Below are 11,982 nucleotides of genomic sequence, written 5' to 3' on the forward strand. Positions count from 1 at the left end.
GAGAGAAGAGAGAGAACACTATGAAGCAGGATGTGACTGTAGAGCTTGCCGGCGGCAAGCAGATCAAATTTGAGACGGGACGCATGGCCAAGCAGGCCTCCGGCGCCGCGTTTACGACGAGCGGCGATAACGCAGTTCTGGCGACCGCAGTGGCCTCCCCCGATCCGAAGGAAGGAATCGACTTCTTCCCGCTCACGGTTGAGTATCGCGAATTTACGTATGCCGGCGGACGCATTCCCGGCGGCTTCATCAAGCGTGAAGGACGTCCGAGCGAGAAGGAGATTCTGACCAGCCGTCAGATCGACCGCCCGATTCGTCCTCTGTTCCCGGAGACCTTCCGCAACGAGACGCAGGTGGTTGCATTTGTGTACTCGGCCGACAAGGAAAACGACACCGACGTGCTCGGCATCAACGGCGCGAGCTGCGCGCTGGCCCTGAGCGATATCCCGTTCCACGGCCCGGTGGGCGCGGTGCGTATCGGTATCGTCGAGGATCAGTTCATCGTGAACCCGACCTACGCGGAGCGCGAGAAGAGCACGTTGAACATCATGGTCGTCGGCACCAAGGACGGCATCGTGATGATCGAGTCGGGCGCGAAGCAGATTGAAGAAGGCCGTGTGGTCGACGCGATCGAGTTCGCTCACGGCGAGATCAAGAAGATCTGTGCGGCGATCGAGGACCTGGTCTCGCGTGCAGGCAAGACGAAGCGCCTGGTATCGGCGGCCGAGCTGGACACGGAGTATCTGGACGGTCTGAAGAACAAGATCGGCGCGAAGCTGGCCGATGCTCTGGACACGCAGAAGCACCCCAAGTTCGAGAGCTACGCGCTGGTGAAGGCGATCAAGGACGAGCTGAAGAAGGACCTGCCGGAGGGCGATGCCGCAGAGGCGAAGAAGCTGAGCAAGTACTTCGAGCTTCTGCGCGAGGGCATCTTCCGCGAGCAGGTGCTGAATGACCGCATCCGTCCGGATCACCGCGCGTTCGACGAGATCCGTGCGATCTCGATCGAGGTGGGCGTTCTGCCGCGCGTACACGGTTCGGCTCTGTTCACCCGTGGCGAGACGCAGGCTCTGGTCTCGGCGACGCTGGGAACGACGGACGATGCACAGCGCATCGAGACCTATGAGGGCGAGCAGAAGCGTCGCTTCATGCTGCACTACAACTTCCCGCCGTTCTCGGTGGGCGAGGTTGGCCGTATGACGGGCGTTGGCCGCCGCGAGATCGGCCACGGTGCTCTGGCATCGCGTGCGATCGAGGCTGTGCTTCCGGCTGAGGATGAGTCGCCGTACACGCTGCGCGTGGTGTCGGACATCCTGGAGTCGAATGGATCGTCGTCGATGGCGACGGTTTGCGGCGCATCGCTCTCGCTGATGCAGGCTGGCATTCCGCTGAAGGGCGCGGTTGCCGGTGTGGCGATGGGACTGGTGAAGGAGGGCGACAAGTACGCCATCCTGACCGATATCGCCGGCGCAGAAGACCACTACGGCGATATGGACTTCAAGGTAGCCGGAACCCGCAACGGAATTACCGCGCTGCAGATGGACATCAAGATCATGGGCATCACGCCGCAGATCATGCGTGAGGCGCTGGAGCAGGCTCGCCAGGGTCGCATGTGGCTGCTGGACAAGATGGACGCTGTGATTGCCGGTGCGAACGAAGAGAAGTCGAAGTTCGCTCCGCGCATCCACACCCTGCAGATTCCCACGGACAAGATCCGCGACCTGATCGGACCTGGCGGCAAGGTGATCCGCGGCATTATCGATGCGACGGGCGTGAAGATCGATGTGGACGATTCGGGCCGCGTGAATGTGGCTTCGAGCGATGCCGATGGTCTGGCACGCGCGATCCAGATGATCAGCGATCTGACGGCTGTGCCTGAAGTCGGCAAGACGTATCTGGGCAAGGTGGTTCGTCTGGCTGAGTTCGGCGCGTTCGTCGAAATCTTCCCCGGCACCGATGGCCTGCTGCACGTCTCCGAGATCGCGGAACACCGCGTGAAGGAAGTGAAGGACGAGCTTCGCGATGGCGATCAGATCCTGGTGAAGGTCCTGGCGATCGAGGGCAACCGCATCAAGCTCTCCCGCAAGGCTGTGCTGCGAGAGCAACGCGCCAAGCTGGGTCTGCCTGATCCGGTTCCGGCACCTGCAGGTGAAGGCAATGACCACGGATCGCAGGCAGCTGCTCCTGCTCCCGCTGGCGACTTCGAAGAGGATGATGACTTCGAGGACGGCGATGAGGAAGAAGGAACGGACGAACCGAACGGCGAAGAGGGCGCACCGGCAGCGGCTGGGGCACCTCGCCCGGCAGGCGGCGCTGCACGGCGTGGACGTCGTCGTCGCGGCGGTCGTCGCCCCGGTAGCGGCTCGCCCCAGGGCGGCGGTAATAGCCAGGGCAATCAGTAACCAGAAACAAGACAGCAGAGAGGGTCACGCCAAGCGCGTGGCCCTTTTCTGTTTGGCGGAGAGTGTGAATGCGTTGGCAGGCATGGATCGGGTTTGCGGTGCTGTGTGTCTGGCAGGCTTCCAGGTGGTTGATTCCGCCGATGCCTGAAGGGTCTCCTGTGATGGAAACTCTGTCGGGAGGACTCCTACTCCTTGCCACAGGCTTGGGTGCTATTGCCTTGAGAAGGAAACGTCATGCGAAGGTATGCTGGCCAGTAGTGTGGTGGAGCCTGCTGATGTTTGCGGCTCCGGCGATCCTGCTGGAGCTGTCCGCCGTGTATGGTTCCGAGACGAATACGTCGACTGTGTTCGCGTTAGCTCCCGTGGTTACGATTCTTGCCTGGGGCGTGACGAGCGATATGCCGGTGACGATGCGACTGCTGGTGCCAGCGTTATCCGGGGTGGCGGGAGTGCTACTCCTTCTTTCGTTTGAAGCGCCGATTTCAGTACACGGTGGAGTTGCTCTGGCGGAGGCTGCGGTAGCGATGCTTTTCGTTAGCGTGGCAAGCGTGCAGTTGCACCGTCTGCTTCAGGGAGTCGACGTGGCGATAACTCTTGGCGTCGCGTGTGCGGTGAATGCGCTGGTTTTACTGGGCTGGGGCAGCAGTCGGAGAGAGCTTGTCTGGCATGGATGGAGCATGGGGTTACTGGCCGCTGTGTTTATAGGCGCAATCGGGATTGGCTTCACGATCTGGCTGTTGCGGGAGATGGACGTTGTGCGGTTCTCGACTCGTTTTTTTGTGATCCCGCTGGTAACGATTCTTGAGGGGCTGGCGCTGGTGCGTCCGGAGCTTACGTGGAGGCTTTTCGCTGGAGTTGGACTGCTCCTGGTGGCATCTGTGTGGCTATTGCGAGCCGAGACACAGGTAGACGATGAGGTTCTTTCGCTAAGGTAGGGCTTTTTTCGCACAGGCGATGAGGGGTAAACTTCCTTCGATGGCTGCTTCCATGTACATCGTGGTCGAAGGGGAAGACCCGGGATTCGACATCTTCGTAAATGGCCGTGCGTTGGCGAGAAACGAAGATGCGGTCGAAAAACTGGCGCTGCGGCTGGAGGTGAGGCCGCTGATCGAGTTCTTTTCGGCGGATGAGAATTCGATGTCGCTGCTGATCGAGGAAGGCGCGGGAAACCGCGAGCTGATGCAGCGACTTCCACCGCCACAGTGGTACTCGCCGTCAGAGGGTTTGGTTACGGTCGAGGCGCTGATGGCGGCCCTGGAAGATGAGCCTCAGCAACTGGGCTCCGACGGTGAGCAGGTGCTCTCCGAACTTGTGGAGTACCGCCGGGTGTTGAGGAAGACGGAAGACCGAAAGCTACGCTGGCACCTTGCGGTCAGCTGGCGCTAAGCGCCTTCCAAAGCAGAGATCTAAACGGTAGCTGATCCGGCAGTGCGAGTTGCGAACTCGGAAGGGTAGTGGGTTCCGGTGTTGATGAGGCGCTCGATCTCTGCGACCTGCTTGATGCCTCCACGGGCTCCGACGACGGTGCAATTCAGCGCTGCCGCGGCGCAGGCAAAGTCGAGTTGCCGGTCCAGAGGCCAGTTATTGAGAAGGCCGTAGATAAATCCAGCATGGAAGATGTCGCCTGCACCTGTCGTGTCGGCGGCGGGAACTCGATAGGCATTGGAGTGATGCATGGTGGTGCCATCGAATGCGAGCACACCTTCGTGGCCGAGCGTGGCGGCGGTGAGGGTCGCGCCGTAGCGGTTCTGCATCAGGCGTAGAGCAGTCTCGAGATCGGGCTCCTGCATCAGGCGGGTGGGAAAGTCACGGCTGACGATGAGGTAATCGATCTTGTGTAGCAGCTGGTCGAGACCGGGATAGAGCTCATCGAGGTCGGCAATGACCGGGATACCGGCTTCGCGGGCCCAGGTGGCTGCGAGGGTGGCTGCTTCGGTGTCCCATCCATCGACGTGCAGGGCGCGGGCGTTGACGATCCATTCGCGGTTTAATTCACTGGGGTGCAGCGAGAGGGCATCATCATGACGGTGCAGGACGGTACGCTCTCCATCGCGGTCGACGAGGATGATGGACTGCTGGCTGGCACAGTGGGGGACGGTCAACAGCTCGGCCTGGACGCCAGCCTGTTCAAACGCAGCGCGATGCAGGTCTGCAGCTGAATCGTCGCCGATTTTGCCGATGTAACGGGTCGAAAGACCCCATGTCTGGCAGGCCACAACGGTAGAGGCGACCTGACCTCCGGGGAGGGTCTTCAGTTCGCCGAACTCAACCTTGGAGCCGGCGGCGGGAAAGTGGGGAAGGGGAATGACAGTGTCTGTGGCATTCAACCCTACGCCGACCAGATCGACCTTCGACGTATTGGCCATAACTTTATGGTAACTGAAGATGAGGCACGATGTGAGGACTCAACCCGAATTGGGTGGAGAGGAATCACCCCGAAGGCTGGAGGGAAAAGCCGCCGGAGCCGCTATAGTGAAGCAGCTACTCCCGGTCCAAAATTTAATAGCCCTGATGCAGCGAGGTGATTCGGTGATGATTCTCGTTCTTGCTTTTATGATTGGCTGTGTAAGCGGCCTGCGGGCCTTGACGGCTCCAACAGCGATGAGCTGGGCAGCTCGATTAGGGTTCCTGAAGCTTGCGGGGACGCCTTTGGCATTTCTCGGATACGCTGCGACGCCGTATATCCTCACCGTGCTGGCATTGGGCGAACTTGTAAACGACAAGCTGCCCAATACGCCGAGCCGCAAGATTCCCCCACAGTTCATTACACGTGTAGTGACAGGCGCTCTATCGGGCGGTGCGATCGGCGCTTCGGCGGGGATGCTTTGGGTGGGTGTTCTGATCGGCGCCCTTGGAGCTGTGGCCGGAACGCTTGGCGGATCGGCGCTGCGTGGCGCGATGGCGAAGGCGCTGGGCAACGATCTACCCGCTGCGTTGATCGAAGATGCTGTGGCGATCGTGTTGTCTATTCTTATCGTCACGAGGTTATAGCGCGATGGAGCATACGTTTGACGCGATTATTGTTGGAGCCGGGCAGGCGGGGCCTTCGCTTGCGGGACGCCTGACCGATGCCGGGTGGACGGTTGCAGTGGTGGAACGCAAGCTGATTGGCGGGACCTGCGTGAATGCAGGCTGTACGCCCACCAAGGCAATGGTCGCCAGCGCGTACGCTGCAAGGACGATTCAGCGCGCGAAGGAATATGGCCTGCCTGGGCAGACACTGGCCGCGATCGACCTTGCCCAGGTGAAGAAGCGTAAGGACGCGATCGTGGAAAAGTCACGCAGCGGTCTCGAGAGCTGGCTGGGCGGTATGAAGAATTGCACTGTGTTTCACGGCACCGCGAAGTTTACCGGCCCGGGAGTGATGCAGGTCAATGACGATGTTCTGAAGGCAGAGAAGATCTTTCTCAATGTTGGCGCAAGACCGTTCATTCCTCAGCTGCCCGGGGTCGACGAGGTGCCTTACCTGACGAGTACGACGATTCTCGAGATGGAGACTCTGCCGGAACACCTGATCGTCGTGGGTGGGAGCTATGTTGGCCTTGAGTTTGCGCAGATGTTCCGGCGCTTCGGCTCCGAGGTGACGGTCGTCGAGCGTGCTCAGCGGCTGGTGGGCCATGAGGACGATGATGTTGCCGATGAGGTGAAGAAGATTCTCGAAGCGGAGGGGGTGCGGGTTGAGTTAGGCTCGGACTGCATCCGGCTGGAGAACAGGGACGGCAGGCCGGTGGTGCATATGGACTGCGGTTCGGAGAGCCGGGATGTTGTGGGGAGCCACGTTCTCCTGGCTATGGGGCGGATTCCAAATACGGACGATCTCGGGCTGGAGACGATTGGAATCGCAACGGACAAGCATGGCTTTATCTCCGTCAACGACACTCTGGAGACGGCCGTTCCGGGAGTCTGGGCGATGGGTGACTGTAACGGAAGGGGAGCCTTTACGCACACTTCGTACAACGACTTCGAGATCGTCGCTGCAAACCTGCTTGATCATGAGCCGCGCAAGGTGAGCGATCGCATCCAGGTGCATGGTCTCTACATCGATCCTCCTCTTGGTCAGGTGGGGATGACGGAAAAAGAAGTTCGTAAGAACGGAAAACCGGCCCTGATGGGAATACGGCCGATGACCAAGGTGAATCGTGCCGTCGAGAAGGGCGAGAGCCAGGGATTTATGAAGGTCCTGGTCGATGCGGAGTCGAAGATGATCCTTGGAGCCTCAATCCTGGGCAATGGCGGAGATGAGGCTGTTCACTGCATTCTGACCGCAATGTATGCAAAGCAGCCGTATACGCTGCTGACGCATTCGGTCCACATCCATCCGACGGTGTCGGAGCTGATCCCTACGGTATTTGAGGGGCTGAAGCCGCTGGAGTAGGAAAGACGGTCCGCCGTGCGCAACGATGGACCGTCGTGCTTATTTCTTGTACTCAAATGGCTTGGTGTTCACGGGCTGGTTATAGCGAATGTTGGAGTAGATCGTCGTGCGGTAGTCCTCTGACGGCGTGAAGAACTGCTGCTTGAGCGAGATACCGCGATTCGTGTCGACCCAGATGGTGATGTGGGTGAACATGTTGCGGACATTGGCATCCTTGGAGACGAGATCGAGCTTCGCGGTATTGATGGTTGACGATCCATCTGAGAGCGGCTCGGTTCCGAGATAGGTGACGGTCCATGCCTTGGCGAGTTCGGAGCCGGAGCCGCCGAAGCCGAGGGTCAGGAAGCTCTCATACTGAGCGCGGTTCTTGCCTGAAGCGAAGACCTTCAAGTCTTTCGTGTTGGGATCGAAGACCACCAGTTTGCCATCCTTGAAGGAGAGAAACTTGGCGGCGGGAGGATTCACCTTGGCTCCCATTTCGAGATTGGCGCCATTTTTCTTGAAGTAAATGCTGCCGTGCTCGGATGTCGTCTGCTTAACAACGCGTTCGTAGAAGTCCCACTGGAAGTCTGCTTCTGCAGACTTGAACTTCGTGCTCGCGGTGTCCATCTGGCGAAGCACCTGATCCAGTTCGCCGGGTTTTGGCTGGGCGAACGAGACGATGGGGGCGGCGGCGAGGAGCAGGGCAATCAGTATCTTCTTCATTCGTCGTTTCACTCTCCGCCGATGTTAGATGCAGCTTTGGCGAATTGGTTTGGGTCAGCGGGTGATCCAGGCATCGTAGGCGATGATGTTGCCCTGGGCGTCGCGGACCGGTTCATAGCGTTCGAGGCTGACTTCGCCGGCGATCGGCTCGATGACGCGAAGGATGGCGTTGCGCAGAGCGGAGTCGCTGGTGTCGCCGTCAGCGGTCTTCTGGATGTCGTCGGCCCGGATCTGGTACATGAAGCGGCTGATGTCGCCATTGATGCCAGCCTCTTTGACGAGGACTTCGGAGGAGTGAATGGCGACGGTTTCGACGGGACGATCCTTGAAGTCGATGAAGCGGGGACCGACGAAGAGGAACAGCAGGATGACCGAGACCATGACGTCGTAGTGAATGCTACCGCGTTCGTAGGTCCACCAGAAGTAAGAACGGAGGAGTTTAAACATGGGTTAGAGGGGCTCCTGCCGGGTGATGACGGTCTGACCGTTCATGTATGGGACGAGGACATCGGGAACGCGCACGGAGCCGTCCTCCTGTTGATAGTTTTCGAGGACCGCAAGATAGGTGCGGCCGACGGCGAGGCCCGACCCATTGAGCGTGTGGAGATATTCGGATTTCTTGGCTCCCGCGGGACGATAGCGGATGTTGGCGCGACGTGCCTGGAAGTCGAGGAAGTTGGAGCAGGAGCTGATCTCTCGATAGAGCCCCTGACCGGGAAGCCATACTTCCAAATCGTAGGTCTTCGAGGAGGCAAAGCCCATGTCGCCGGTGCAGAGGAGCATGCGGCGGTAGGGAAGGCCGAGTTGCTCGAGTACGGTCTCTGCGTGCCGGGTGAGGGCTTCATGTTCTTCACTGGATTTGGCCGGCGTGGTGAACTTGACCAGCTCAACCTTCTGGAACTGGTGCTGGCGGATCATGCCGCGGACATCCTTGCCGTAGCTGCCCGCCTCGGAGCGGAAGCAGGGGGTGTAGGCACAGAAGGAGACGGAGAGCTGTGCCTCGTCGAGGGTTTCGTCGCGCAGCAGATTGGTGACAGGGACTTCGGCTGTGGGAATGAGCCAGTGATCGCCATCCTGTAGCTCGCCGGCAACGTAGGCTCCCTTGTCATCGCAGTGGAAGAGATCTTCTGCGAACTTGGGCAGCTGGCCGGTGCCGAAGAGGCTCTTGGAGTTGACCATGTAGGGCGGCAGCACCTCGGTGTAGCCATGCTCGCGGGTGTGCAGGTCGATCATGAAGTTAGCGAGCGCTCGCTCAAGGCGGGCACCGGCGCCGAAGTGGACGACGAAGCGGGAGCCGGAGACCTTCGCCGCGCGGTTGAAGTCGAGGATGTTGAGCGCTTCGCCGATCTCCCAGTGTGGCTTTGGCGTGAAAGGGAACTGAGCCTTCTCGCCCCAGAGCTTCTCGATGCTGTTGCCGTGTTCGTCAGAGCCGACGGGAACCCCATCCTGGGGGAGATTGGGAATGGTCTGAAGGATGGTTCTGAGTCGTTCGTCCGCGGCCGTGGCACGGGCTTCGAGGGTCTCGAGATCGGCTTTCAGAGAACGGGTCTCTTCGGTGGCCGAGGTAGCGTCTTCACCGGCTTTACGGAGGCGAGCGATCTCTTCGGTGAGCTTGTTGCGGCGCGCCTTCAGCGATTCCACTTCGGTGATCGCCTCGCGACGCTCGCGATCGATGGCTGCGAAGTCGCCCAGGGCGGTTGCAGGATTCATCCCGCGAGAGCGAAGTTTTTCTTCAACGATGGGCAGATTGGCCCGGACAAATGCTAAGTCGATCATTTCTTTCCTATTTTAGCGAGCTTTCGGCCTTGTGGCAGGGGGAGGGTCTTCTGCGTGCAAATGTAAGGATTTGTAAGAGTCGGACGCGGTAATCTTATGCAATGCGCCACGCTGTTGCTTTCCTTCTCCTGCTTGTTCTTCTTCTGCCCGGGGCTGTTCCGGCGCGAGCTGACGCTTACCACGCTACTCCCAAGCTGGTTGTCGTTCTGGTAATCGACCAGTTTCGTGGGGACTACCTGGACCGCTACCGCGACGACTTCAAGACGCCTAACGGCTTCAATCTGTTTCTGAAGAAGGGCGTTCACTTCACGGATTGCTACTACGATTACGCCAACCTGGTGACGGCGGCAGGGCATTCGACGATTGGAACAGGCAGCTACACGGACGGGCACAAGATCCCTATAAACGAGTGGTGGCAGAACGATGAGAACGGCAAGCCCGAGTTGGTGTCGTCGGTCAGCGACAAGCGCTATAAGCTCGTAGGTGTTCCCGAAGGAGGCGAGGTGTCGCCGGGAGCATCGCCTCACCGCGAGGCGGCTTCGACCCTGGGCGATGAGCTGACACTGGCGACGCAGGGGCGCGCCAAGGTCTTTGGCGTGTCGTTCAAGGACCGAGCAGCGATTCTGACCTCGGGACATTCCACCAAGGGCGCTTACTGGACCGATCACGATTCGGGAGCTTTTATTACTTCGAGCTACTGGGAGCCGAAGCTTCCGGCGTGGGCCGAGTCGTTCAACGCGAGTGATGAGCGGAAGAAGGCGCGATCTGCTGCCGGGATTGCAACCGGAAACTTTTATGAAGGTGTGGGAGGCACACCGGCAGGGGTGCAGTATCTGATCGACTTCACCGAGGATCTGGTGAAGAACGAAAACCTGGGGCATAGCGATGTGACAGATATGCTGACGCTTTCGATCAGCAACACGGACATCCTCGGCCACCGCGTTGGGCCGGATTCCCCGGAGCAGCGCAAGATGATCGATGCGGTGGACGTATCGCTGAACGACTTCTTCACCTTTCTGGATAAGCAGGTCGGTCTGCAGAACGTGGTGATTGCGCTTACCGGCGATCATGGCGTGGCCCCCACGATGCGCGCTGCCAACGATGTGCAGATGCCGTCGGTCGCGATCAAGAGCGGTTCGGTGTTGAAGGCGCTGGAGGCGGCGCTGGACAAGAAGTGGCCGGTGAAGAAGGGCGATAAGTACGTTCTGGGTGGAGAGTATCCGTACATCCAGCTGAACCAGAAGGCCTTTGAGGCGGCACATGTCTCCGAGATGGAAGCGGAGAGTACGGCGGCTGAGGCGCTGGAGGACGTATTGGCAGCTCAGGACGCCGCGTATGGGGTCAAGAGTTCGAAGGCGGCGATGCCTGCGGACCGGGTAAGTGATCCGGTTGGCATCGGAGCAGTTTATCCGGTCGCCAAGATGCGTCTGGGCGAGATTCCGGACACGGAACTGGGCCGTCGCATCATGCACAGCTACTCGCCGTACGTGGGCTGGGCACTGTGGGTGAACTTCAGCGCCTTCCAGTTCCCAGGCTCCGAGATGGGCGCGACGCACTATTCGTCCTATGCCTACGATCGTCACGTTCCACTTGATTTTTACGGTGCGGGATTCATTCCGGGGACCTATCACGATCGGGTTGCGCCGGTGGATATCGCCGCGACCTTCGCTTCGATTCTGCGGGTGAACCAGCCTTCGAGTATTGAGGGCCATGTGCTGACGCAGGTGATGAAGCCGGATACGGGTGCCGGACTAGTTCCCGCGACGTCGCGGAAGGCAGCCAAGCGATGAGCTCGAATGCGCCGGACATGCGTGTCCAGATCGCCGGGGTGGAGCTGCAGTCACCCGTGATTGCAGCTAGCGGAACCTTCGGCTATGGGGTCGAGTTTGAGGAGATCGTTGCCTTCGACCGTATCGGAGCCTTTGTCACGAAGGGACTTTCACGCGAACCGATGCAGGGTAATCCGACGCCGAGGATCATTGAGACGGCGTCGGGCATGATCAACGCGATTGGGCTTCAGAATATGGGAGTGAAAGCCTTTGTCGAAGAGAAGCTCCCGAAGATTCGCGCGATGAAGGGCGCGGTCGTGATCGCCAACATCTTCGGCTATACGGTGGAGGATTGCCTGGAGGTGATCCGCGTGTTGAACGACGCGGAGGGCATCGCACTGTACGAGTTGAATGCGAGTTGCCCGAATACAAGCCACGGAGGAATCGCCTTTGGCGTGGACCCTGGCCTGCTGACGGAGCTGGTGTCCTGCACGAAGGCCGTGTGTAAGCGGCCGCTGATGGTGAAGCTCTCGCCGAATGTTACGAGTATGGCAGCCATGGCGCGTGTGGCCGAGGAAGCCGGGGCGGATGCAGTTTCACTGGTGAATACCTTCGTGTCGCTGGCAATCGATATTGAAACGCGAAAGCCGCGGATCGCGAACGTAACCGGAGGGCTCTCGGGGCCGGCGATCAAGCCGATTGCAGTGCGCATGGTTCACGATGCCTGGAAGGCGGTCAAGATTCCTGTCGTCGGGATGGGGGGAATCGTGCGTGCCGAGGATGCGGTGGAGTTCATGATGGCGGGAGCGACCGCCGTGCAGGTGGGGACGGCGAGCTATGCCGATCCGCGCGCGGTAGAGAACATTGCGAATGGAATGCTGCGGTGGTGCAGCGCGCATCGCGTCGAGCGAGCGAGCGAGCTGACGGGGTCGATTGTTCTGCCCTGAAAAGGCTC

At 59.8% G+C, this 11,982-nt stretch carries 11 protein-coding genes; 7 read left to right on the plus strand and 4 right to left on the minus strand.

Annotated features, from left to right (window positions below):
• Positions 1-20: 20 nt before the first annotated feature.
• The 3 genes from pnp (at position 21) to PW789_RS00925 (ending at position 3,788) form a co-directional block, all read left to right on the plus strand.
• Entirely contained in the window at positions 21-2,402 is a 2,382-nt protein-coding gene (pnp, locus tag PW789_RS00915) for a polyribonucleotide nucleotidyltransferase (RefSeq protein ID WP_299370304.1), read from the plus strand.
• 275 nt (positions 2,403-2,677) lie between these two features.
• Positions 2,678-3,337, plus strand: coding sequence for a DMT family transporter (locus tag PW789_RS00920; protein WP_299370306.1), 660 nt, complete (start codon positions 2,678-2,680; stop codon positions 3,335-3,337).
• 40 nt (positions 3,338-3,377) lie between these two features.
• Entirely contained in the window at positions 3,378-3,788 is a 411-nt protein-coding gene (locus tag PW789_RS00925; RefSeq protein ID WP_299370308.1) for a hypothetical protein, read from the plus strand.
• Between the two features lie 20 nt (positions 3,789-3,808).
• Here PW789_RS00925 and PW789_RS00930 read toward each other — a convergent pair whose 3' ends face one another.
• Positions 3,809-4,768: a carbohydrate kinase family protein gene (locus PW789_RS00930; protein ID WP_299370310.1), complete on the minus strand. Its 960-nt coding sequence runs from the start codon at positions 4,766-4,768 to the stop codon at positions 3,809-3,811.
• Between the two features lie 283 nt (positions 4,769-5,051).
• Between PW789_RS00930 and PW789_RS00935 the strand changes: the two genes are divergently transcribed.
• Entirely contained in the window at positions 5,052-5,393 is a 342-nt protein-coding gene (locus PW789_RS00935; RefSeq protein ID WP_299370312.1) for a DUF4126 domain-containing protein, read from the plus strand.
• A gap of 4 nt (positions 5,394-5,397) precedes the next feature.
• Complete coding sequence (locus tag PW789_RS00940) at positions 5,398-6,777, plus strand: FAD-containing oxidoreductase (protein ID WP_299370314.1); 1,380 nt, start codon at positions 5,398-5,400, stop codon at positions 6,775-6,777.
• 39 nt (positions 6,778-6,816) lie between these two features.
• On the opposite strand, the gene PW789_RS00945 is transcribed toward PW789_RS00940, so the two are convergent.
• From PW789_RS00945 to serS, 3 genes are read right to left on the minus strand one after another with little or no spacing between them, the layout of a single operon-like run.
• Positions 6,817-7,482 (minus strand): outer membrane lipoprotein-sorting protein, encoded by a 666-nt coding sequence (locus PW789_RS00945; protein ID WP_299370316.1) that lies wholly within the window; start codon positions 7,480-7,482, stop codon positions 6,817-6,819.
• A gap of 54 nt (positions 7,483-7,536) precedes the next feature.
• Positions 7,537-7,929: a hypothetical protein gene (locus PW789_RS00950; RefSeq protein WP_299370319.1), complete on the minus strand. Its 393-nt coding sequence runs from the start codon at positions 7,927-7,929 to the stop codon at positions 7,537-7,539.
• 3 nt (positions 7,930-7,932) lie between these two features.
• The gene (gene serS, locus PW789_RS00955) at positions 7,933-9,258 is read right to left on the minus strand and encodes a serine--tRNA ligase (RefSeq protein WP_299370321.1); all 1,326 of its coding nucleotides are present in this window, start codon (positions 9,256-9,258) and stop codon (positions 7,933-7,935) included.
• 101 nt (positions 9,259-9,359) lie between these two features.
• On the opposite strand from serS, the gene PW789_RS00960 reads away from it, so the two are divergent.
• Both PW789_RS00960 and PW789_RS00965 read left to right on the plus strand, forming a co-directional pair.
• On the plus strand, positions 9,360-11,048 hold the full coding sequence (locus PW789_RS00960) for an alkaline phosphatase family protein (RefSeq protein WP_299370324.1): 1,689 nt from the start codon (positions 9,360-9,362) through the stop codon (positions 11,046-11,048).
• On the plus strand, positions 11,045-11,974 hold the full coding sequence (locus PW789_RS00965) for a dihydroorotate dehydrogenase (protein WP_299370326.1): 930 nt from the start codon (positions 11,045-11,047) through the stop codon (positions 11,972-11,974). The genes PW789_RS00960 and PW789_RS00965 overlap by 4 nt, the downstream gene beginning before the upstream one ends.
• Positions 11,975-11,982 lie beyond the last annotated feature (8 nt).

It is taken from the genome of Edaphobacter sp. (assembly GCF_028283685.1).
Taxonomy (GTDB): Bacteria; Acidobacteriota; Terriglobia; order Terriglobales; family Acidobacteriaceae; genus Edaphobacter.